Annotated in this window: 22 protein-coding genes and 1 other RNA gene; 11 read left to right on the top strand and 12 right to left on the bottom strand. The window is 73.9% G+C overall.

Translation table 11 applies throughout. The features are described from left to right. Positions 1–3: 3 nt before the first annotated feature. Positions 4–945, top strand: coding sequence for a 3-oxoacyl-ACP reductase (locus ACFXGI_RS33155; RefSeq protein WP_384714876.1), 942 nt, complete (start codon positions 4–6; stop codon positions 943–945). A gap of 41 nt (positions 946–986) precedes the next feature. On the opposite strand, the gene ACFXGI_RS33150 is transcribed toward ACFXGI_RS33155, so the two are convergent. From ACFXGI_RS33150 to ACFXGI_RS33140, 3 genes are all read right to left on the bottom strand, one after another. Then, positions 987–1,571, bottom strand: a complete 585-nt coding sequence (locus tag ACFXGI_RS33150) for a hypothetical protein (protein WP_384714873.1) — start codon at positions 1,569–1,571, stop codon at positions 987–989. Beyond that, the gene (locus ACFXGI_RS33145) at positions 1,568–1,849 is read right to left on the bottom strand and encodes a hypothetical protein (RefSeq protein WP_384714870.1); all 282 of its coding nucleotides are present in this window, start codon (positions 1,847–1,849) and stop codon (positions 1,568–1,570) included. Before ACFXGI_RS33145 ends, ACFXGI_RS33150 begins: the two co-directional genes overlap by 4 nt. 106 nt (positions 1,850–1,955) lie before the next feature. Then, positions 1,956–3,020 (bottom strand): hypothetical protein, encoded by a 1,065-nt coding sequence (locus ACFXGI_RS33140; protein WP_384714868.1) that lies wholly within the window; start codon positions 3,018–3,020, stop codon positions 1,956–1,958. Between the two features lie 241 nt (positions 3,021–3,261). Between ACFXGI_RS33140 and ACFXGI_RS33135 the strand changes: the two genes are divergently transcribed. From ACFXGI_RS33135 to ACFXGI_RS33125, 3 genes are read left to right on the top strand one after another with little or no spacing between them, the layout of a single operon-like run. Next, positions 3,262–4,128 carry a Nif3-like dinuclear metal center hexameric protein gene (locus tag ACFXGI_RS33135; RefSeq protein WP_384714865.1) on the top strand — a complete coding sequence of 289 codons (867 nt, stop codon included), beginning with the start codon at positions 3,262–3,264 and terminating at the stop codon, positions 4,126–4,128. Further along, a complete protein-coding gene (locus ACFXGI_RS33130) occupies positions 4,125–4,868 on the top strand; it encodes a zinc ribbon domain-containing protein (RefSeq protein WP_384714950.1) in 744 nt (247 codons plus the stop codon). The genes ACFXGI_RS33135 and ACFXGI_RS33130 overlap by 4 nt, the downstream gene beginning before the upstream one ends. Continuing rightward, a complete protein-coding gene (locus tag ACFXGI_RS33125) occupies positions 4,868–6,199 on the top strand; it encodes a bifunctional RNase H/acid phosphatase (RefSeq protein ID WP_384714862.1) in 1,332 nt (443 codons plus the stop codon). The genes ACFXGI_RS33130 and ACFXGI_RS33125 overlap by 1 nt, the downstream gene beginning before the upstream one ends. 132 nt (positions 6,200–6,331) lie before the next feature. Here the strand turns inward: ACFXGI_RS33125 and rnpB are convergent. Further along, an RNA gene (gene rnpB / locus ACFXGI_RS33120) (RNase P RNA component class A) lies at positions 6,332–6,732 on the bottom strand. 77 nt (positions 6,733–6,809) lie between these two features. Between rnpB and ACFXGI_RS33115 the strand changes: the two genes are divergently transcribed. Together ACFXGI_RS33115 and ACFXGI_RS33110 are read left to right on the top strand one after the other, a co-directional pair. Further along, positions 6,810–7,547, top strand: coding sequence for a MerR family transcriptional regulator (locus ACFXGI_RS33115; RefSeq protein ID WP_384714859.1), 738 nt, complete (start codon positions 6,810–6,812; stop codon positions 7,545–7,547). Then, on the top strand, positions 7,544–8,185 hold the full coding sequence (locus tag ACFXGI_RS33110; RefSeq protein WP_384714856.1) for a hypothetical protein: 642 nt from the start codon (positions 7,544–7,546) through the stop codon (positions 8,183–8,185). Before ACFXGI_RS33115 ends, ACFXGI_RS33110 begins: the two co-directional genes overlap by 4 nt. A 160-nt stretch (positions 8,186–8,345) precedes the next feature. On the opposite strand, the gene ACFXGI_RS33105 is transcribed toward ACFXGI_RS33110, so the two are convergent. Together ACFXGI_RS33105 and ACFXGI_RS33100 are read right to left on the bottom strand one after the other, a co-directional pair. Further along, on the bottom strand, positions 8,346–9,281 hold the full coding sequence (locus ACFXGI_RS33105; protein ID WP_384714853.1) for a helix-turn-helix domain-containing protein: 936 nt from the start codon (positions 9,279–9,281) through the stop codon (positions 8,346–8,348). Between the two features lie 78 nt (positions 9,282–9,359). Further along, positions 9,360–10,805: an RNB domain-containing ribonuclease gene (locus tag ACFXGI_RS33100; RefSeq protein ID WP_384714850.1), complete on the bottom strand. Its 1,446-nt coding sequence runs from the start codon at positions 10,803–10,805 to the stop codon at positions 9,360–9,362. A 102-nt stretch (positions 10,806–10,907) separates the two neighbouring features. Here ACFXGI_RS33100 and yaaA point away from each other — a divergent pair, with 102 nt between their 5' ends. Next, positions 10,908–11,708, top strand: coding sequence for a peroxide stress protein YaaA (gene yaaA / locus ACFXGI_RS33095; RefSeq protein ID WP_384714847.1), 801 nt, complete (start codon positions 10,908–10,910; stop codon positions 11,706–11,708). 79 nt (positions 11,709–11,787) lie between these two features. Here yaaA and ACFXGI_RS33090 read toward each other — a convergent pair whose 3' ends face one another. Both ACFXGI_RS33090 and ACFXGI_RS33085 read right to left on the bottom strand, forming a co-directional pair. After that, complete coding sequence (locus ACFXGI_RS33090; RefSeq protein WP_384714844.1) at positions 11,788–12,534, bottom strand: bifunctional DNA primase/polymerase; 747 nt, start codon at positions 12,532–12,534, stop codon at positions 11,788–11,790. Positions 12,535–12,719: 185 nt separating this feature from the next. After that, entirely contained in the window at positions 12,720–13,349 is a 630-nt protein-coding gene (locus ACFXGI_RS33085; RefSeq protein WP_384714842.1) for a TetR/AcrR family transcriptional regulator, read from the bottom strand. Between the two features lie 111 nt (positions 13,350–13,460). Between ACFXGI_RS33085 and ddaH the strand changes: the two genes are divergently transcribed. Then, positions 13,461–14,291: a dimethylargininase gene (gene ddaH / locus ACFXGI_RS33080; RefSeq protein WP_384714839.1), complete on the top strand. Its 831-nt coding sequence runs from the start codon at positions 13,461–13,463 to the stop codon at positions 14,289–14,291. A gap of 15 nt (positions 14,292–14,306) precedes the next feature. On the opposite strand, the gene ACFXGI_RS33075 is transcribed toward ddaH, so the two are convergent. After that, positions 14,307–15,314: a small ribosomal subunit Rsm22 family protein gene (locus tag ACFXGI_RS33075; protein WP_384714836.1), complete on the bottom strand. Its 1,008-nt coding sequence runs from the start codon at positions 15,312–15,314 to the stop codon at positions 14,307–14,309. Between the two features lie 75 nt (positions 15,315–15,389). Continuing rightward, positions 15,390–16,730, bottom strand: a complete 1,341-nt coding sequence (locus ACFXGI_RS33070) for a Bcr/CflA family multidrug efflux MFS transporter (protein ID WP_384714833.1) — start codon at positions 16,728–16,730, stop codon at positions 15,390–15,392. Between the two features lie 107 nt (positions 16,731–16,837). Between ACFXGI_RS33070 and ACFXGI_RS33065 the strand changes: the two genes are divergently transcribed. The 3 genes from ACFXGI_RS33065 to ACFXGI_RS33055 all read left to right on the top strand — a co-directional run bounded on the left by ACFXGI_RS33065 (position 16,838) and on the right by ACFXGI_RS33055 (position 19,087). Next, complete coding sequence (locus tag ACFXGI_RS33065) at positions 16,838–17,599, top strand: SDR family oxidoreductase (RefSeq protein WP_384714830.1); 762 nt, start codon at positions 16,838–16,840, stop codon at positions 17,597–17,599. Positions 17,600–17,675: 76 nt separating this feature from the next. Next, the gene (locus ACFXGI_RS33060) at positions 17,676–18,533 is read left to right on the top strand and encodes a PhzF family phenazine biosynthesis protein (protein ID WP_384714827.1); all 858 of its coding nucleotides are present in this window, start codon (positions 17,676–17,678) and stop codon (positions 18,531–18,533) included. Next, a complete protein-coding gene (locus ACFXGI_RS33055; RefSeq protein ID WP_384714824.1) occupies positions 18,530–19,087 on the top strand; it encodes a GNAT family N-acetyltransferase in 558 nt (185 codons plus the stop codon). Before ACFXGI_RS33060 ends, ACFXGI_RS33055 begins: the two co-directional genes overlap by 4 nt. Positions 19,088–19,163: 76 nt before the next feature. Here the strand turns inward: ACFXGI_RS33055 and efeU are convergent, their stop codons facing one another. Together efeU and ACFXGI_RS33045 are read right to left on the bottom strand one after the other, a co-directional pair. Continuing rightward, entirely contained in the window at positions 19,164–20,012 is an 849-nt protein-coding gene (gene efeU / locus ACFXGI_RS33050) for an iron uptake transporter permease EfeU (protein ID WP_384714821.1), read from the bottom strand. A gap of 25 nt (positions 20,013–20,037) precedes the next feature. Then, a partial coding sequence (locus ACFXGI_RS33045) for a Dyp-type peroxidase (RefSeq protein WP_384714818.1) occupies positions 20,038–20,390 on the bottom strand: 353 nt, incomplete at its 5' end.

Raw genomic sequence — 20,390 nt, 5'->3', positions numbered from 1 at the left:
TAGATGTCACTCCCACTCGAGGGACTGTCCGCCATCGTCACCGGCGCCGGCCGAGGACTGGGCCGGGCCGAGGCGATCGAGCTCGCGCGACTGGGCGCGAGCGTGGTCGTCAACGACTTCGGCCAGAGCGGACGGGACGGCTCAGGAGAGGCCTCGGCCGCCCCGGCGGAGGAGGTGGCCGCGGAGATCCGCGCCGCGGGCGGGCAAGCGGTGGCGCACCTCGGCGACGTGGCCGACTTCGACCAGGCGCGCGAGCTGGTGGAGCTGGCGGTCGGCAGCTTCGGGAAGCTCGACGTCCTGGTCAACAACGCGGGAATCCTGCGCGACCGGATGGTCTTCTCCATGTCGGAGGAGGAATGGGACTCGGTGATCCGGGTCCACCTCAAGGGCCACTTCAACACCACGCACTTCGCCTCCGTGCACTGGCGCGAGCGCTCGAAGGCGGCGGGCGGACCGGTCTACGGCCGGATCGTCAACACCTCCTCCGAGGCCTTCCTCGGCGGCTCGGCCGGCCAGCCGAACTACGCGGCGGCCAAGGGCGGCATCGTGGGTCTGACCACCTCGACCGCCCTGGCGCTGGCCAAGTACGGGGTGACGGCCAACGCCATCTGCCCGCGCGCCCGGACCCGGATGACGGAAGACGTCTTCGCCGGCTTCCAGCTCCCGCAGGACGGCAAGCTCGACCCGCTGGCCCCCGAGCACGTCGCCCCGCTCGTCGGGTACCTCGCCTCGCCGGCCTCGGCCAAGGCCAACGGGCAGCTTTTCGTGGTCCACGGCGGCATCGTGGTCGTGATGGAACGCCCGAAGGTGGCGGCGAAGTTCGACACCGCGAAGGAGGCCTTCTCCTACGAGGAGCTGGACGGACTGCTCACCGCGCACTACGACTCCCGTCCGGCCGGCGAGACCTTCGCCGCGGCGGAGGTCCTCGGCCTCAAGCACGACTAGGGGATGTCCGGCCGATCATGGCCGGAGCCGCGGGAGACGGTCTAGGCCGGGGGAAGGGGCCGCTTGTAGTAGCGCCACGGGAACCAGCCGGCGCCGACCGGGATCCAGCCTTCCGACTCCATCCGCCGGTGCCGCGCGATGGAGGGGAGCGGCACCCGGCAGTGCTCCCACGGGTGGCCGGACGCCTCCACCTCGTGGAAGAAGGGGCCGTAGCCGACCACGTGCCAGCCGTCGCGGCCAGCCTCGTCCAGGGCGGCCATCTCGTTGAACGCGGTCAGTCCGCTGAGGGTGCGGCGCTTCGGGGCGTTCGGCCCCAAGGCGGGCCGTGACGGCGAGCCGGCGGTCTTGTCCGTGAAGCGCTGCTGGGCGGCCTGACGGCTCACCCCCAGGACGCGGCCCACCGTGTCCCAGCTGTGGCCAGCGGCCCTGGCGCCTTGGACGGCCTCGCGCAGCAGGCGGCTCGCCTCCTCGGCTCCGACGCGCGAGGCGCCCACCAGGCGCAGGTATCCGTGGGGGTCGTGTTCGAGCGAGTCGGCCAGCCCCTCGGGGGCGCCGAGGACGGCTGCGGCGATCCCTTCCCGGATCCGGTCCATCTCCGCGGGGTGGAGCAGGGGTCCGTCGTTCATCGGCGCAGCCCCGAAAGCGGTTCGAGGGCGTCGAGGACTTCCTCGTCGCGGCGCGCCCGCTCGGCTTCGCGGGCCGCCGTCCGGGCGGCCAGGCCGGCCGTGCAGGCGATGAGTACGAGGCCCGCGGCGATCAGGGCGACGGTGGCGAAGGTGCCGAGCCGGTCGCCGAACACCACCGCCATGGCGGGCAGGCTGACGGCGAGCGGCAGTGCGGCGGCCATGGAGGGCGCGGCGGGAAGGGCGACCCGGTGCCCGGTCTTCGAATTCAAGATCGACATGCGTCAAGAAAACATTGACATGATCGAGTTGTCAAGAATTCATTGACGCCCCTCCCTCCGCGGACCCGCCTCGCGGGGCCGCGGGGCGGGCGGGACCCTGCGAGATCTAGAGCGGAGCCTGCTGCAGTGGTACGGGCCGGGGCGCGGCCGCCGGCGGCGGATCCAGCCGGACCGGGGGCGGCGGGGACACCGGCAGGGTCAGCCCCGTGACCCCGCAAGGGGTCTCGGGGGTCGCGTACGGGAGGTGCAGGCGGCCCTGCGGGCTCCACAGCCCGGTCCCGAGCCAGCCGTCGGGCGCGGGGAGCCGGAAGACGTGCCGGTCGACGGGACGCCACAGCCCGATCCCGCCGTCCTCCAGCCGGAGCGCGACCCCGCAGCTCTCCGGCATCAGGACCTGGCCCGGCTGCACCGCGAACGGGGTCCCGGCCTCCCCGCGCAGGCACTCCGGGAAGCGCACCGGGCGGGAGCTGCCCAGCACCCCCCAGCCCAGGCGCGGTTCGCCCGGGGCGTCCGAGCGGATCAGCAGCAGCCCGCTGTCGGGGTCGGCCAGCAGCAGCCGGTCGTCGCTGCCCTCCGTGATCTGGAGCAGCGGGGAGACCTCGCCGCCGCGGCCCAGGTCCACCGCGACGGCCTTGGTGGTGCCGTCCAGTTCGCGGTCCAGCGCCAGCATCCGGCCGGCCCGGTCCAGCCAGACGCCGCCGGAGCACCGGCCCGGGATCCGGGCGACCTGCCCGAAGGCACCTCCGGCCACCTGCCAGACCGTGGTCCCGGCGGCCGATGCGGCCAGGGCGAAGGCGCCGCATCCGTCCGGGGACGGGGGCAGCAGGGAGATCCGTACCCCGTCGTCCGCGGGCTCCACCGAGCCCAGCGGGAGCTCCCCGGTGCGCGGCCCGTCCGCGGCGCCGCCCGTCGGGTACAGCAGGGCGAAGGCGTGCCGCTGCGCGACCCGCCGGTGGATCAGCACCCGCCCGTCGGCCAGTGCCAGCACCTCGCTGTCGGCCTCCTCGGGCTGGGCGAGCGGCAGCGGCACCGCGTACGGCTCGGGCCCGGCCAGGGTCCAGCGCTCCGGGTACCGGGCCTCCCCGCCCCCGGCGAGCCGGGCCGCGTACGACCCGTCCGCGGCGATGGTGAACGGGGCCGTCGTCGTGATCTCGATGGCACAGACAGTCATCCGTGCGTCACCTCCGGGGAGGAAGCTAGTTTTCGCAGTTCGGGCCGAACAACACGACCTTCCCCGCTTCACACGTACGGGTGGCCGCCCGGCGGTTCGGCGCTGCCCGCGGCGGCGATTGTGCTGTGCGACGGGCGGGCGGCGACGAAATCCGGGCCCCGAGGCCGTGCAGCAGGGCGCCCCGTACGGCCGCCGCCCCGCAGGGACGGACCCGCTCCCGTACGGACGGTAGCCTTGGCCTGTGCCCCGTCTCTCCGAAGTCATCGCCGCGCTGGACGCCCTCTGGCCCCCGTCGCGGGCCGAGCAGTGGGACGCCGTCGGAACCGTCTGCGGCGATCCCGACGCCGAGGTCTCGCGCGTCCTTTTCGCCGTCGACCCCGTGCAGGACATCGTCGACGAGGCCGTGAAGCTGGGCGCCGACCTGGTCGTCACCCACCACCCCCTCTACCTGCGCGGCACCACCACCGTCGAGGCGGGCACCTTCAAGGGCCGCGTCGTGCACACGCTGATCAAGAACGACATCGCGCTGCACGTCGCCCACACCAACGCGGACACCGCGGACCCCGGCGTCTCCGACGCCCTCGCCGGCGCCCTCGACCTGCGCATCACCGGCCCGCTGGTCCCCGACCCCAGCGACCCCGAGGGCCGCCGGGGCCTCGGCCGGCTCTGCGAGCTGGACCACCCCGAGACCCTGCGCGCGTTCGCCGCCCGCGCCGCCGCCCGGCTGCCGCGGACCGCGCAGGGCATCCGGGTCGCCGGCGACCCCGAGGCGCTCGTCCGTACCGTCGCCGTCAGCGGCGGCTCCGGCGACAGCCTCTTCGACCAGGTCCGGGCCGCCGGCGTGGACGTGTTCCTCACCGCCGACCTGCGCCACCACCCGGTGTCCGAGGCCCGCGAACGGAGCCCGCTCGCCCTCGTCGACGCCGCGCACTGGGCGACCGAGTGGCCCTGGTGCGAGCAGGCCGCCACGCAGCTCGACGCGATCTCCGAGCGCCACGGCTGGGGTCTGCGCACCCACGTCTCGCGCACGGTCACCGACCCGTGGACGGCGCACGCGCCGTCCGACGTTCCTTCACCTCCCTCTTCTATCTCAGGAGCCCCCAACTGAACGCCGAGCCCGCCGACCAGATCCGACTTCTCGACGTCCAGGCCCTGGACGTCCGGCTGTCTCAGCTCGCCCACAAGCACAAGTCGCTGCCGGAGCACACCGAGGTCGAGTCCCTGGCCAAGGACCTGACGCAGCAGCGCGACCTGCTCGTGGCGGCCCAGACGCAGGCGAGCGACGCCGCCCGCGAGCAGACCAAGGCGGAGCAGGACGTCGACCAGGTGCGCCAGCGCGCGGCCCGCGACCAGCAGCGGCTCGACTCCGGCGCGGGCATCTCCGCCCGCGACCTGGCGAACCTGCAGAGCGAGGTCGTCTCCCTCGCCAAGCGCCAGGCCGACCTGGAGGACGTGGTCCTGGAGGTCATGGAGCGCCTGGAAGGTGCTCAGGAGCGGGTCACCGAGCTGACCGAGCGGGTCTCCGCCCTCGAAGCCAAGCTGACGGACGCCACCGCCCGCCGCGACGCGGCCACCGGCGAACTCGACGCCGAGGCCGCGAAGGCGACCAAGGACCGCGAGGTCATCGTCGCGTCGATGCCGGCCGACCTGATGGCCCTGTACGAGAAGATCCGCGTCAAGCAGGGCGGCGTCGGCGCCGCCCGCCTGTACCAGCGCCGCTGCGAGGGCTGCCGCCTGGAGCTGGACATGGCCGAGGTCAACGAGATCAAGTCCGCGGCCCGCGACCAGGTCGTGCGCCACGAGAACTGCGGCCGCATCCTGGTCCGTACGGCCGACTCGGGCATCTGATGCAGGGCCATGTCCGGTTCGTCGTGGAGGCGGACGGCGGCTCCCGGGGCAACCCGGGGCCCGCGGGCTACGGCGCGGTCGTCCTCGACCCGGTGACGGGCGAGACGCTGGCCGAGCGCGCGGAGTACATCGGCGTCGCGACGAACAACGTGGCCGAGTACAAGGGCCTGATCGCCGGCCTGCGGGCCGCCCGCGAGCTGTCCCCCGACGCCGTGGTGCAGGTCCGCATGGACTCCAAGCTGGTCGTCGAGCAGATGTCGGGCCGCTGGAAGATCAAGCACCCGGACATGAAGCCGCTCGCGGCGGAGGCGGCGAAGATCCTGCCGCGCGCGCAGGTCACGTACGAGTGGATGCCGCGCGAGCGGAACAAGCACGCGGACCGGCTCGCCAACGAGGCGATGGACGCGGGCAAGCACGGCAAGCAGTGGGAGCCGTCGGCGTCTTCGGCGGCGCTGGACGCCTCGGCGGCCCGCGCCCTGGCGACCCCGCCGGCCGGCCCTCCGGGGGACGCGGCGAAGGGAGCCGCGGCCGTACGGGCGGCCCTCGCCACCGCCTCCGGTACGTCGGCCACCGCACCGGCACGCGAGGAGGCAGGGGCCGACACCCTGTTCGCGGAGCAAGACGCCACCGCAGCGGGACGCATCCCCGCCCCGGCACCGGGCCCGGCCCAGGCCCCGTCCGCCACGCCGGGCTGGGGCCCCGACATGGGGACCCCGGCGACCTTCGTGCTGCTGCGCCACGGGGAGACGGCCCTCACCCCGCAGAAGCGCTTCTCCGGCAGCGGCGGCACCGACCCGGAGCTGTCCGAGGCCGGCCGCCGCCAGGCATCGGCGGTGGCCGAGGCCCTGGCCGCCCGCGGCACCGTCCAGACGATCGTCAGCTCCCCGCTGCGCCGCTGCCGGGAGACCGCGCAGGCCGTCGCGGACCGCCTCGGCCTCACGGTCACCGTCGAGGAGGGGCTGCGCGAGGTGGACTTCGGGGCCTGGGAGGGCCTGACGTTCGGCGAGGTGCGCGAGCGCTTCCCGGACGACCTCCAGGCCTGGCTGGACTCCCCGAAGGCGGCCCCGACGGGCGGCGGCGAGAGCTTCACGGCCGCCACCCGCCGCATCTCGGCGACCCGGGACCGGCTGCTGGCCGCGCACGCGGGCCGCACGGTGCTGCTGGTCACGCACGTGACCCCGGTCAAGATCCTGGTCCGGCTCGCGCTGGGCGCCCCGCCGGAGGCGCTGTTCAAGATGGAGCTCTCCGCGGCCTCCCTCTCGGCGGTGGCCTACTACGCCGACGGCAACGCCTCGGTCCGCCTCCTGAACGACACCTCGCACCTGCGCTAGCGGAACGGCCGGCCGGTTCGAGGATGAACGGCGAAGACGGCGGGACGCCCGGCGGAGACGCCGGGACGCACGGCGAACACGCCGAAGGGCCCGCCCCCTGACGGGGGCGGGCCCTTCGGCTTCGTCGAGTGCAGAACAACCGGAGCTGTACGCCGGGTTCTGTCGCCCGGTGACCTCGCGGTCGCCGGGGAGACGGCCATCCATCTAGGACCGGCGTTGCCGCCGGCCTCGTGCGGTCTACCCGCGAACTCGGGCGGGCAGCCCTCGAACGTTCGCGCAGAGCCGTCCGAAAACGACTCCTCTTGACCTTGCTCCGGGTGGGGTTTACCTAGCCGCCTGGGTCACCCCAGGCGCTGGTGGTCTCTTACACCACCGTTTCACCCTTACCGAGGGCCGAAGCCCCGGCGGTCTGTTTTCTGTGGCACTGTCCCGCGGGTCACCCCGGGTGGCCGTTAGCCACCACCCTGCCCTGTGGAGCCCGGACGTTCCTCGGCGGGATCCGGGGATCCCGACGCGGCCGCCCGCTCCGGTTGTTCTGCGAGTGACCATGCTACCCGCGCCCGGCGCCGCGCTTGACCTTGACGCAGCGGCAGGGTTTCTACTGGAGGGCATGCGGATCGGAGAGATCGCCGCGCTCGTCGGGGTCACGACCCGGGCGATCCGGCACTACCACCATGTCGGACTGCTCCCGGAGCCGGAGCGGCGCCCCAACGGCTACCGCGCGTACAGCGTGCGCGACGCCGTCCTGCTGGCGCGGGTGCGCCGGCTCACCGAGCTCGGGCTGAGCCTCGACGAGGTCCGGGACGTCCTCGCGGACGACGCGGGGCGCGAGCTGGCCGACGTACTCGAAGAGCTCGACGCCGACCTGGCCCGGCAGGAGGCCGCGATCCGGGAGCGCCGGCAGCGGCTCGCCGCGCTGCGCGCCGCACCGCCCGGGGAGGACGGGCCGCTCTCGCCCGCCCTCGCCGCGCTGCTCGCCAAGGCTCCGGAGACGGACTCGCCGACCGCCGCACTGGACCGCGAGCACCTGACGCTGCTGGACGCGGCGGGTGTCGGCGGGGCCGAACTGTACGCGGCGCTCGGCCCGCTGGCCGCCGATCCGGCGGTCCTCGCCCTGTACGAGCGGCTCGACGAGCTCGCCGGCGCCGCCGTCGACGACCCGCGCATCACGCCGCTCGCCGCCGCCATGGTCGCGGCCGTGCCCGACGGGATCCTCGACGCGATCCCGGCCGGCGGCGGGGTGGCGGGCGAGGGGTTCAAGGAGGCGCTGCTCGCGGAGTTCACCCCGGCGCAGGCGGAGGTCGTCCGCCGGGTCATGGAGGCGTTCACGCAGAGGGGCCGGGGATGAGGGGGGTCCGGGCGGTGTGCGAGGCGGCGTGGGCCCGCATGCCCGTGCCCGTACGGAGGCTGCTGCGGCACGAGCTGCGCGCGGGCGCCTCGCTGGGGCGGTGGGCGCTGCGCCGGCCGCCGCACGGGGTGGGCGCGGGGGAGCTCGCCGCCGGGTACACGGGACCGCAGACGGCCATGATGTACGGGCTGGTGTGCGTGGCGCTGGTCGAGACGGTGGCCCTTTCCGTCCTGATCCCCTGGCCGGCCGTGCACCGGGTGGTGCTCGTCCTCGACGTGTACGGGGTGCTGCTGATGCTCGCGATGCACGCCGCCTGCGTGACCCGGCCGCACGTGGTCCGCCGGGACGGCTCCCTGCGGATCCGGTACGGGGCCCTGTTCGACCTCGTCGTCCCGCCGGAGGCGGTGGCCTCGGTCCGGGTGGACCGGCGCTACCCGCAGGGCCGGCTCGTCACGCTCTCCGAGGACGGGGTGCTCGACCTGATCGTCGGCAGCCAGACCACGGTGACCCTGGAGCTGACCCGGCCGCTCCCCTTCACCCGGCCCCTCGGCGCCCGGGCCGAGGCCCGTACCATCCGCTTCCACGCCGACGACCCGCGCACGCTGGTGGCCGCACTGCGGCAACCCGCACCCCCGTGACGGGCTGCCGCACTGCGTCGGGACTCTCCGGGGGGATGAGGAGTCGTGCGCCGAGCGTGGCAAAAGGCGGGCGGCCGTGTCTTGTCAAAAACGGCACGCACAGGCAGTTCCCGGCCAAAGTCCACAGCCGTGGCCCACGGCCGCTGCCCACGACCTCCGCTCACGGCCGCTGCCCGGCAGGGCCCTCGTCGGGGAGCAGCAGGCTGGTGATCCGGCCCGGCACCCGGTCCAGGGCCGAGCCCGGCGGCAGCCCGCCGCGCAGGGCCGCCAGCCGGGAGGGCGGCAGCCCGGTCAGGTCCTTCACGTCCCGGCCGAAGTGGGCCTGGTCGTGATAGCCGCAGGCCGCGGCGACCTGCGCCGGAGCCATCCCGGCGGCCAGCAGCCGCAGGGCGTGCTGGAGCCGGAACACCCGGGCGACGCCTTTGGGGGACAGACCGACCTGCTCGCGGAAGCGGGCGCGCAGCGTCCGGGCGCTCCAGCCGGTCTCCGCGGCGGCCAGCGCCAGCGAGCCGCTGTCGGCCCACAGCCGGGACAGCGCCCCGCGCACTTCGGGCGCGGCGACCGGACCCCGCTCCAGGCGGGCGGTGAACACCGCGTCGAGCAGGTCGAAGCGCTCGGACCAGGAGCCGAGTGCCCGCAGCCGCTCGGCCAGGAACCGGCTGCCGGGCCCGAGCACCTCGGCGGGGTCCACGCGGGTCTCCCCGAAGTGCGCGACGGGGGTGCCGAAGAGCCGGTAGGCACCGAGCGGGCTCATGTTGACCTCCAGCCCGTGGACGGCGCCCGCGTGCACCCCGATGGCCCAGCCGGTGCGCGGGCCGCTGATCAGGACCCCGGCGGCGGGCCGCAGCCGCGCGGACGGCTCCTGCCCGCCCCGGGAGACCCACAGCCCCTCGTCGAAGGGGAAGACGAGCGTCACGTACCCGGTGGGGAGCTCCAGCCTGCGCCGGGGCGCCGTGAACCCGGTACGGAATCCGGTGTAGTTGACGATGTGCGGGCGCAGCGCGGCGGCGGGTCTGCGGCGGCGCGCGTCCGAAGACCCGGCCGGCGCCGCCGTGGCCGGTGCGCCCGGCCGTGCGGACATGTCGACGGGACCCATCGCCGGCCTCCCCCGCCTGGTGCGCAGATGATGACAGGCGGCGGGCGCCCGGGGCCATAGCCGGCCGGGGCCGTCCGCTCAGGCGGGCGCGAACAGCACCTTCGCGCGGCCCGGGTCGGCCTGCGTCAGCCGGACCCGGATGCGGTCGCCCAGCGGCAGCCCCGCGGACGGGGACTCGACCCGGCCGACCACCGCCGGCTCCTCCAGGTGGACGGTGCCCACGAGCGGCTCGTGCTCCTTGACGTCGATCACGGTCGCCTCGAAGGTCTCCCCGACGCGATCCTTCAGCAGGGCCGCCTCGACGAGGTCCACGCACTCCCGCTCGGCCGTGTTGGCCAGCCTGTTCCCGTCGGCCATCCGCTGCGGCAGCGCCTCCAGCGCGGTCAGCGCCCACTCCGGGGGCTCGGCCCCGGCCACCGCCGCCACGCACAGCTCGCCCGCGTACCGGTCGACGAGCCGGCGCAGCGGTGCGGTGCAGTGCGCGTACGGGGCCGCCACCGCGGCGTGCAGGAGGGGGTCCGGGGTCCGGCCGCCGGTGAACACCGTGTAGCCCGCGCCGCGCAGCAGGGCCGTGCACTCCTGGAGGAACGCGGCGTGGGCGGGCAGGTGCGGATCGAGGGTGCGGACGAGTTCGGCGTACGGCACGTGGTGCGGCCAGTCGATCCGCAGGGCGGCGGCGGTCCGCCGGAGCCGGCCGACGGCCCCGTCGGGGGCGCTGGGGAGGGTGCGCAGGATGCCGGCGCCGGCGGCGAGCATCAGCTCGGCGGCGGCCATGCCGGTCATCAGGGAGATCTGGGCGTTCCAGCCGTCCGCGGGGAGGGGGGCCCGGTAGGCGAGGGTGTACGAGCCGCCGCTCGCGACGATCTCCTGCTCGGGCACGTTCAGGGAGACCCCGCCGCGCTCCTGTTCCAGGGTCTCGCGGAGCCGGCCGACGTCTTCGAGGAGGGCGAGGGGTTCTTCGGCGGTGCCCGAGTCGATGGCCTGCTGCACGCCTTCGTAGTCCAGTTTGGCCCGGCTGCGGACCAGGGCGCGGCGGACCTCGGTGGTCTCCACGCGGCCGGCGGAGTCCAGGTCGAAGCGCCACAGCAGCGCCGGGCAGGTCTGGCCGGGCAGCAGGCTGGCCGCGCCCTCGGAGAGGATGGAGGGATGGAGGGGGACCTTGCCGTCGGGGAAGTAGAGGGTGGTGACGCGGCGGTGGGCCTCGGCGTCGAGGGCGCCGCCGGGGGTGACGAAGGCGGCGACGTCGGCGATGGCGTAGTGCACGCGGTACCCGCCCCCGCCGGGGCGCTTCGCCAGGTGCATGGCCTGGTCCAGATCGCGGGAGGTGGGCGGGTCGATGGTGAACAGGGGGAGATCGGTGGCGTCGAGGGCGGGCAGCCGCGGGGCGCGGGCCGCCCGCTCGGCCTCGGCGAGCACCGGAGCCGGGAACTCCCCGGGCACGCCCAGCTCCGTCCTCAGGTCACGCAGCGCGGCCCGCAGGGCAGCCCCGTCTGCGCCGGTCATGTGCATATGACGGCGTGGCATGGGTCGAGCGTATTGCGGGTGGCGGCCAGGGGCGCGGCGAGAGCCTTACCCTGGCTCGGGGGCCGCACCCCCTGCGCCGTGTCGTACCGAAGGAGAACCACCGTGCTCGTGCTGCTGCCGCCGTCCGAGGGAAAGGCCGCCGGCGGCTCCGGCGCGCCCCTGGAGCCGCAGGCGCTGTCGCTGCCGGGACTGGCCGGGGCGCGGGCGGCCGTGCTGGAGGAGCTCGTCGAGCTGTGCGCGGGTGACGAGCTGAAGGCCCGCGAGGTGCTCGGCCTGAGCGAGGGGCTGCGCGGCGAGGTGGCGAAGAACGCCGGTCTGCGCTCCGCGGTGGCCCGCCCGGCGGGGGAGATCTACACCGGCGTGCTGTACGACGCGCTGGGCCTGGCCGGCCTTCCGGCGGCGGCGCGGGCGCGGGCGGAGCGGTCGCTGCTGGTGTTCTCGGGGCTGTGGGGCGCGGTCCGGGTGACCGACCGGATCCCCTCGTACCGCTGCTCGATGGGCGTGAAGCTGCCGGGGCTGGGCGCGCTGGGGGCGTACTGGCGGGAGCCGATGGCGGCGGTGATGCCGGAAGCCGCGGGGGAGGCGCTGGTGCTGGACCTGCGGTCCTCGGCCTACGCGTCGGCGTGGAAGCCGAAGGGCGAGGTGGCGGGGCGCACGGCCACGGTGCGGGTGCTGCACTCGCAGATCGTGGACGGGGTGGAGAAGCGGTCGGTGGTGAGCCACTTCAACAAGGCCACGAAGGGGCGGCTGGTACGGGACCTGCTCGTCGCCGGGGTCGCCCCCGGGACCCCGGCCGAACTGGTCACGGCGTTGCGCGACCTGGGCTACGCGGTCGAGGCCGAGGCCCCCGCCAAGCCGGCCAAGGCCTGGTCCCTCGACGTGGTCGTCAACCAGATCCACTGACCACCGTCCGGCCCGGGTCCGGCCCTCCGGCGGCCCGGATTCCGCTGCGCGGGGGGCAAGCCCCGCGCAGCGGATGACGCTAACGGCTCAGGGGCCAGGCCGCCGAGGGGGTCTGGTCGGCCGCGACCGCGTAGGCGGCGCAGGCGTCCGTCAGTGTCTCGAGGAGGGTGAGCGGGTCCGGGAGCGGGTGTTCCATGCCGCGGATCCAGGTCACCGCCAGGTCACCGGGGAGGGTGGCCGGGGGGACCAGGACGTAGCTGCCGCGGCAGTGCCAGCGCAGGCCCGGGTGCTCGTCCATCGTCTCGGGGTGGCAGTCCAGCTCGCAGGGCCACCACTCGTCCTCGTCCTCGGGGGTGCCGCGCGTCGCGGTGAAGAAGAGCATCCGGGCCTGGTCGCCCGTGCCGCCCGATTCGGCGACCGGGCCCACCTCCACGCCTGCCGCCAGAAGGCGGCTCAGCGCGCTCGCCCCGGCTTCGAGCGGGACGTCCAGTACGTCGTGGACCATGCCGGTCGCGGTGATGAAGTTCGCCTGCGGCTGGTTGCGCGCCCAGCGCTCGATCTGTGCGGAGTCGGTCGTCGACTGCGTCTGCCAGGCGAAGGAGAGGGGGTGGCGTGCGGGGGTGGGACAGCCGATCCGGTCGCACGAACATCGGTAGCCGGCGGGATGGGCGGCGGGGGCGAGCGGCAGGCCCGCGGCGGCCGCGGACAGCAGAAGCTCCTCGCGTACGTGCTCGGGATCTTCGGGTGAGGGTTTGGGCCGTCGGCGCAGCCACTGGGAAATCCTGCTCTGCTGGCCGCGTTTGACGCGGCCGGACTCAGACCCCATCTATCCCCTCACCTCACCGTTTCCCCGGCAGACCCTCACATGGTCCCACCATCCTGCGGTCCGGGTGACCGCACTCCCCCACCGGGGGGTGGGGGACAGGTGCACGGAGAGCGCACGACAGCGCGCGGAATACCGTCACATTCCGGTGAATTTCAGCCAATTGTTCCTGACCGGACACCGCCCCGTCAGCCCTCGGTGACCTTCGACACCCCACCGAGCACCCGGTCCACCAGCTCGTCCGTGAACGCGTGCGTCAGCGGGGCCGTTCCCATCAGCCAGCGGTACGTCAGCGGCCCCACCAGCATCTCCACCGTCAGGCGCAGGTCCACGTCCGGCGCGAGCCCGCCGGCCTCCCGGGCCGCCCGCAACCGCGCCTCGTACAGAGCCAGCTGCGGCTTCAGCAGCTGCTCGGTGAAGCGGGCGCTCAGGTCGGGGTCGGTCGCTCCGGCGGCGGTCAGAGCGCGCATGGGCGCCTCGTACTTCTCGTCGTTGAACTGGTCCACCGTCGCCCTCAGCACCAGCTTGAGGTCCGCCGCGAGGTCCCCGGTGTCCGGGAAGCCGGTCCAGCCGCCCTCGGTCTTCGCGTCATCGGCGAGCGCGAGCGAGGCGTCCAGCAGGACCGCCGCCTTCGACGGCCACCAGCGGTAGATCGTCTGCTTGCCGACGCCCGCCCGGGCGGCGATGGCCTCGATGGTCAGCTTGTTGTAGCCGACCTCCGAGACGAGCGCGAGCGACGCGTCGAGGATGGCCCGCCGGGAGCGGTCGTTGCGGCGGGCCGGGTCGGGGGCCTTCGTGTCAGGTGATCTGCTGCTCATTCGGACAAATTATCAACGCGAGACGTCTCGTCTTTGTGTCATTCCGTAAACCACCCAATCAGTTCACTGCGCGGTTTCCCTTGAGGAGAGACGATTCTCTCGACAACTCTCGTGAGCCGTGAGGAGCCTTCTTTGCGCAGAGTCGCCACACCCCGGCGCTACTTGATGTGCCCACCCGCACACTTCAAGGTCACGTACTCCATCAATCCGTGGATGGACCCCACGAAACCGGTGGACCTGCCCCTCGCTCAAGCCCAGTGGGAAGATCTCCGGGACCGCTACCGCTCGCTCGGCCACACCGTCGAGACGCTCGTACCGGACCCCGAGCTCCCCGACATGGTCTTCGCCGCGAACGGCGCCCTCGTCGTCGACGGCCGGGTGCTCGGCGCCCGGTTCGCCTACCCGGAGCGCGCCGCCGAGGCGGAGATCCACCTCGACTGGTTCCGGTCCCACGGCTTCGCGCACGTCCACGAGCCGTCCCACGTCAACGAGGGCGAGGGCGATTTCGCCGTCACCGCCACCTACATCCTGGCCGGCCGGGGCTTCCGCTCCAGTCCGCTCTCGCACGACGAGGCCCAGGAGTTCTTCGGCCGCCCGGTCATCGGCCTCGACCTGGTGGACCCGCGCTACTACCACCTGGACACGGCACTCTGCGTGCTCGACGGCGACGAGGTCATGTACTACCCGCCCGCGTTCTCGCCCGGCAGCCGGGCCGTGCTCGAGCGGCTCTTCCCGGACGCGCTGATCGCAGGCGACGAGGACGCCGCGGCCCTCGGCCTCAACGCGGTCTCGGACGGCCGCAACGTGCTGCTCCCGCAGGCGGCGACCGGGCTGTTCGAGGCGCTGCGGGAGCGGGGCTTCGAGCCGGTCCCGATGGACCTGGGCGAGCTGCTCAAGGGCGGCGGCAGCGTGAAGTGCTGCACCCAGGAGCTGCGGATGTAGGCCCCCGCCGCGCGGTCACGGGGTGGCCGGCGGCCACTCCCGGCCCCAGTCGGCGTCCCGCGCCGCCTTGTAGAGGTCACCGTGGCGCTTGGTCACGGTGGCCCGGGTCAGACCCTCACCCTGCGGACCGCACAGGTCGAGCAGGACGAGCCCCTTCCGGATCTGCGGCCTGCGCGTGATCCGGGAGGGGGCCGGCTCCACCGGGAAGCGGGTCGCGGCCACGTAGCTGAACTTCTCGTCCTCGTACGGGAGGGACCCGCCCTTGACCTTCCGGTGCAGCGAGGACCTGCTGACCCGCGCCGAGAAGTGGCACCAGTCCTGGCCGACCTCGATCGGGCAGGTGCCGTCGTGCGGGCAGGGGGCGGCGACCTTCAGTCCCGCCGCGATCAGCTGGTCGCGGGCCTCGCGGATGCGCAGGTACCCCTCGGGCGTGCCCGGCTCGACCAGCACCACGGCCTGCCCGGCGCGGGCCGCCTCGGCGACCACGGCCCGGCGGGCCTCCGGCGTCAGCTCGCCGAGTACGTACGACACCGTCACGAGGTCCGCCTCGGGCAGGACCAGCCCCGCCCCGATGACGGCCCGGCGCCACTCGGCCGTGCGCAGCACCTGCGAGGGGGAGGCCGCCGCGAGCTCCTTGCCGAGGGCCAGTGCCGGCTCCGCCCAGTCCAGGACCGTGGTGCCGCGCGGGCCGTCCCAGGTGGCGTCCACCGCCCAGGTCGCCGCGCCCGTGCCGCCGCCCACGTCCACGTGGGAGCCCGGGGACCACCGCGGGGCGGCGTCGGCGAGGGCGTCCAGGGCGGACCGTACGGCCTCGAAGGTGGCCGGCATCCGGTACGCCGCGTACGCGGCCACGTCGGAGCGGTCGCGCAGGACGGGCGCGTCGGTCGGGGTCTGGCCGCGGTAGCTGGCGATGAGCCGGTCGACGGCGGCCGTGGCCTGCTTCGGCGGGAGCCCGTCGAGCAGTCCGCCCAGCGCGGTGCGCAGGGATTCGGCGGAGGTGGGCACGGAGGCGGAGGCGTTCACCAGCGAAGTTTACGGCGCCCGCGGGGTCCGGGACGCCGCCAGGGGGTGTCGTCGAAGTAGCGTCGGCCGCCCGGCTCAGACGGCGGAGTCCCGGTTCTGCCAGGGCCGGCACATGGCGGCGAAGCAGGCCACCGCCAGCAGCGAGCACACCAGCTGGACCAGTGCCATCGGCACCGCCGTGTCCTCGCCCGCGATGCCGACCAGCGGCGAGGCGATCGCGCCGACCAGGAAGGAGGAGGTGCCCAGCAGGGCCGAGGCCGACCCGGCCGCGTGCGGGGTGCGCATCAGGGCCAGCGCGTTGGTGTTCGGCAGGACCAGGCCCATCGCCGACATCAGCACGAACAGCGCCGACGCGATCGGGACCAGCCCGACCTCCCCGAACACCCCGGTGGACATCAGCAGCAGGGAGGCCGAGGCCGTCGTGATGACGGCGAGCCCGAAGCCCAGCACCTTGTCCAGCCGGACCCGGCCGACCAGCAGTTTGCCGTTGACCTGCCCGGCGGCGATCAGGCCGACGGAGTTGAGGCCGAACAGCAGGCTGAAGGCCTGCGGCGAAGCCCCGTAGATCTCCTGCACCACGAACGGCGAGGCCGAGATGTACGAGAACAGCGTGGCGAAGGCGAAGCCGCCGGCCAGTGTGTACCCGGCGAAGGCGCGGTCGGCGAGCAGCCCGCGCATGGTCCGCAGCGCGGAGCCCACGCCGCCGGTCTGCCGCTGCTCGGGCGGCAGGGTCTCCCCGAGGCTGCGCCAGACGACGAGGGTGAGCACGGCGCCGACGCCGGTGAGGACGACGAACACCCCCCGCCAGTCGGCGAAGCGCAGGATCTGCCCGCCGATGAGCGGGGCGATGATCGGGGCCACGCCGGAGATCAGCATCAGGGTGGAGAAGAACCGGGCCATCTCGACCCCGTCGTACAGGTCGCGTACGACGGCCCGCGCGATGACGATCGCGGCCGACCCGGCCAGGCCCTGGAGCAGCCGGAAGCCGATCAGCAGCTCGGCGGTCGGCGCGAGGGCGCAGATCGCGGTGGCGAGGACGTAGACGACCATGCCGATCAGCAGGGGCTTGCGGCGGCCCCACTTGTCGCTCATCGGGCCGATGACGAGCTGGCCCAGTGCCATGCCGGCGAGGCAGGCGGTGAGGGTGAGCTGGATGGTGGCGGCAGGACTGTGCAGGGCGCCGGTGACCTGCGGCAGCGCCGGCAGGTACATGTCCATGGACAGCGGGGGGAGAGCGCTGAGCCCTCCGAGTATGAAGGTGACGAGCAGTCCGGTACGGCGGGCGGCCGTGAGCGGTGCGGAAGGGGCCCCCGCCGGTATGGCGACGGTCTTCGGCGCGGAAGCGGTCTGCGGTGCGGAGGGCGTTTCGGGCGGCGGCTCGTGCGAGGGGGCCGTCGCGGGGCCTCTCTCCGACATGCGGAACTCCAGTCTTCTCGTCGTCTTTTCACACCCCGATCGACCCATGCTCTCAGCTATCGGAACGTCCGTGGACCGATGCGACATGTGACGTACCCTGCGGCCCCATGAGCGCAAGTGGGAAGAAGATCGCCGTCGTGACCGGGGCGGGCTCCGGCATCGGCCGCTCCGTCGCCCTGACCCTGGCCGCCGCCGGCTGGTCGGTGGCGGTGGCGGGCCGCCGGACCGAACCGCTGGAGGAGACGGCGAAGGCGGCCGGGGCCGACGCGGACGTGCTGTGCGTACGGGCGGACGTGAGCGATCCGGACGACGTGGCCGCGCTGTTCGCCGCGGTACGGGAGCGGTACGGGCGCCTCGACCTCCTCTTCAACAACGCCGGGACCTTCGGCCCGGGCGGGGTCCCGCTGGAGGACATCACCTACGAGGCCTGGCGCCAGGTGGTCGACGTCAACCTGACCGGGGCCTTCCTGTGCGCGCAAGCGGCCTTCCGGCAGATGAAGGCGCAGGACCCGCAGGGCGGCCGGATCGTCAACAACGGCTCGATCTCCGCGCACGTGCCGCGGCCGAACTCGATCGCCTACACCGCGACCAAGCACGCGATGACGGGCCTGACGAAGTCCCTCTCGCTGGACGGGCGGCCGTACCGGATCGCCTGCGGGCAGATCGACATCGGCAACGCGGCCACCGAGATGACCGAGCGGATGCAGACCGGGATCCTCCAGGCGAACGGGCAACTGGCGGTGGAGCCGGTGATGGACGCCGCGGACGTGGCGCGCACCGTGCTGCACATGGCGGAGCTGCCGCTGGAGGCGAACGTGCAGTTCGCGACGGTGATGGCGACGGCGATGCCGTACATCGGGCGCGGCTGATCCCCTTGACGGGGCCGGTCGGGGCCGGACGGGTCCGGTCGGGAATGCGGGCGCCGGGCCGGGAGTTGGGACGATCATGACTGAGGTGCTGCGTTACACCGCCTTCTCGGACGACCCGGCCGGGGGCAACCCCGCCGGGGTCGTGCTCGACGCGAGCGGACTGGACGAGGCCGGCATGCTCCGGATCGCCGCCGATCTGGGCTACAGCGAGACGGCCTTCCTGACCGCCCCGCCCGAGGGCCACGGCGGTGCGGAGGGCAGGTCCTTCACCGTGCGGTACTTCAGCCCCAAGGCGGAGGTGCCCTTCTGCGGGCACGCCACCGTGGCCACCGCCGTGGCGCTGGCGGAGCGGATCGGTCCGGGCGAGCTGGTGTTCGCGACCCCGGCCGGCACCGTGCCCGTCTCGGTCACCGCGGCGGACGGGGGCCTGCGGGCCGTCCTGACCAGCGTCGAGCCGTACGTCGAGGACGTCGCCCCGGCCGACCTCGCCGAGGCGCTGGCCGCGCTGGACTGGCCGGAGGCCGATCTGGACCCGGGCATCCCGCCCCGGATCGCCTACGCCGGAGCCCGCCACCTGGTGCTCGGCGCCGCCACCCGGGCACGTCTCGCGGACCTCGCGTACGACTTCCCCCGGCTGGAGGCGCTGATGCGGCGCCTGGACCTGACCACGGTCCAGCTGGTGCACCGCACGGGCCCGGCGCTGTTCGACGTACGCGACCCCTTCCCGGTCGGCGGCGTCGTCGAGGACCCCGCGACCGGAGCCGCCGCGGCCGCCTTCGGCGCGTACGCGCGCGAGCTCGGCCTGGCCCCGGCGGACGCCGTCCTCACCCTCCACCAGGGCCACGACATGGGACGCCCGGGAGTCCTGACGGTGGAACTGCGCCCGGGCGATGCCCGGATCCGGGTGGGCGGCAGCGCGGTCCGCATCGGATGAGGGTGCGGACGTACGCGGAAGCCGAGCTGCCGCCGGATCTCGCGGCGCAGGTCGCAGACCTGGAGGCACAGGCCTGGCCCGGCGCCAGGCCCGGGCACGACCCGGCGCTGGCCCCGCGGGTGATGGTGCTCGTGGACGAGGGGGGCACGGTGGCCGCCTCCCTCGCGCTGCTGTTCAAGCCGGTCCGGCACGGCGGGCGGACGTACCGGGCCGCCGGGCTCAGCGCCGTGGTGACCCGGGACACCGCGCGGGGGCGCGGGTACGGCGGGCGGCTGGTGGCCGCGGCCCGTACGGCCCTGGCCGCCGATCCGGCCGTGGACCTCGTCCTGTTCAGCTGCGACCGGCCGCTCGTCCCCTTCTACGAGGCGGCCGGCTTCACCCGGCTGCCCGGGACCGTACTGCTCGGCGGGACGCCCGGGCAGCCGCTGGCCACGGACGCGCCCGGGTTCGCCAAGGAGGTCCTGGCCGACTTCCCCGGAGCGGACACCGAGGCCGCCGCGTTCGCGGGTGCGCGGATCGCCCTGTACCCGGGACTCGTCGACCGGCTGTGGTGACCCGGACCCGGACGTGCGGAAGGGGCCCGGATCGAGATGATCCGGGCCCCTTCCGCATGCCGTGCGAGCCGCAGCCCTACGAGCCGCTCCCGGTCCGCGCGGGCGCGGCCGGCGCCGGCGCCTTCGTGCGGGCGAACACCCCGAAGAACAGCAGCAGCGTGGGGACCAGGTAGGCCACCCACACGCCGACCTGGAGCCAGGTCGGGTCCGGCTGGAAGTTGAACGTGCCCTTCAGCAGGGTCCCGTACCAGCTGTCCGGCGGGACGGCCGTGGTGATGTCGAAGGCCTTGTTCATCAGGCCCGGCAGGAACTCGGCCTCCTGCAGGTCGTGCACCCCGTACGCGAGCACGCCCGCGGCGACCACGACCAGCATGCCGCCGGTCCACGTGAAGAACTTGGACAGGTTGATCTTCAGCGCGCCGCGGTAGAACAGCCAGCCCAGCAGGATCGACGAGCCGATGCCGAGCAGCACGCCCACCAGCGGACCCGCGCCGTCACCGGCCGCGTGCACCGATCGCCACACGAACAGCGAGGTCTCCAGGCCCTCCCGGCCGACGGCCAGGAACGCCGTGGTCACCAGGGCGCCCGTGCCCATCGCGAGGGCCGTGTCGAGCTTGTCCTGCAGCTCGGCCTTCATGTGCCGCGCGGTGCGCTTCATCCAGAAGACCATCCACGTCACCAGGCCCACCGAGACGATCGACAGGCTGCCGCCGATCGCCTCCTGCGCCTGGAAGGTCAGCTCCGAGGTGCCGAACTCGAGCCCCGCGCCGAAGGCCAGGCTGAGCGCGGCCGCGAGGCCGACGCCGAGCCACAGCGGACCCAGCTTGTCCTTGTTCCCGGTCTTCACCAGGTACGCGATGAGGATGCAGACGACCAGGCTGGCCTCCAGCCCCTCGCGCAGGCCGATCAGATAGTTGCTGAACACGTCGGTTCCTTTCGAGTCCGCGGAACTACGCGAACAGCGCCCGGCCCCACCAGTCGTCCTTGTCGCGGACGCCCGGCGGGATGGCGAAGAGGGCCGAGCTCACGTGCTGGATGTACTCGTTGAGCCCGTCGTTCTTGGAGAGGTTGCGCTGGATCGGGATGAAGCCCTTGCGGACGTCGCGCTGGTAGGCGAGGAAGAACAGGCCCGCGTCGAGGCGGCCCAGCCCGTCCGATCCGTCGGTGAAGGAGTAGCCGCGGCGCAGGATCGTGGCACCGCTGTTGGTGTCCGGGTGCGCGAGGCGGACGTGCGCCTGCGGCTTCATCGCCTTCAGGAACGGCTCGTCGCGCTCCTTCGACTTGCCGACCGGAGCGCCCTCGC

This window comes from Streptomyces sp. NPDC059355 (genome assembly GCF_042752335.1).
GTDB lineage: Bacteria > Actinomycetota > Actinomycetes > Streptomycetales > Streptomycetaceae > Streptomyces.
Note: the sequence above shows the minus strand (reverse complement) of the source record. Positions and strands in the feature narration are given on the sequence as shown.

Excerpts from the sequence above, each read along its gene's own strand:
- ACFXGI_RS33110 (WP_384714856.1), top strand. The coding sequence starts at position 7,544 with ATGAGGGGGGTCCGGGCGGTGTGCGAGGCGGCGTGGGCCCGCATGCCC.
- ACFXGI_RS33150 (WP_384714873.1), bottom strand. The coding sequence starts at position 1,571 with ATGAACGACGGACCCCTGCTCCACCCCGCGGAGATGGACCGGATCCGG.
- ACFXGI_RS33070 (WP_384714833.1), bottom strand. The coding sequence starts at position 16,730 with ATGTCGGAGAGAGGCCCCGCGACGGCCCCCTCGCACGAGCCGCCGCCC.
- ACFXGI_RS33140 (WP_384714868.1), bottom strand. The coding sequence starts at position 3,020 with ATGACTGTCTGTGCCATCGAGATCACGACGACGGCCCCGTTCACCATC.
- ACFXGI_RS33145 (WP_384714870.1), bottom strand. The coding sequence starts at position 1,849 with ATGTCGATCTTGAATTCGAAGACCGGGCACCGGGTCGCCCTTCCCGCC.
- ACFXGI_RS33055 (WP_384714824.1), top strand. The coding sequence starts at position 18,530 with ATGAGGGTGCGGACGTACGCGGAAGCCGAGCTGCCGCCGGATCTCGCG.
- ACFXGI_RS33060 (WP_384714827.1), top strand. The coding sequence starts at position 17,676 with ATGACTGAGGTGCTGCGTTACACCGCCTTCTCGGACGACCCGGCCGGG.
- ACFXGI_RS33105 (WP_384714853.1), bottom strand. The coding sequence starts at position 9,281 with ATGGGTCCCGTCGACATGTCCGCACGGCCGGGCGCACCGGCCACGGCG.
- ACFXGI_RS33115 (WP_384714859.1), top strand. The coding sequence starts at position 6,810 with ATGCGGATCGGAGAGATCGCCGCGCTCGTCGGGGTCACGACCCGGGCG.
- ACFXGI_RS33155 (WP_384714876.1), top strand. The coding sequence starts at position 4 with ATGTCACTCCCACTCGAGGGACTGTCCGCCATCGTCACCGGCGCCGGC.
- ACFXGI_RS33065 (WP_384714830.1), top strand. The coding sequence starts at position 16,838 with ATGAGCGCAAGTGGGAAGAAGATCGCCGTCGTGACCGGGGCGGGCTCC.
- ACFXGI_RS33125 (WP_384714862.1), top strand. The coding sequence starts at position 4,868 with ATGCAGGGCCATGTCCGGTTCGTCGTGGAGGCGGACGGCGGCTCCCGG.
- ACFXGI_RS33100 (WP_384714850.1), bottom strand. The coding sequence starts at position 10,805 with ATGCCACGCCGTCATATGCACATGACCGGCGCAGACGGGGCTGCCCTG.
- ACFXGI_RS33085 (WP_384714842.1), bottom strand. The coding sequence starts at position 13,349 with ATGAGCAGCAGATCACCTGACACGAAGGCCCCCGACCCGGCCCGCCGC.
- ACFXGI_RS33090 (WP_384714844.1), bottom strand. The coding sequence starts at position 12,534 with ATGGGGTCTGAGTCCGGCCGCGTCAAACGCGGCCAGCAGAGCAGGATT.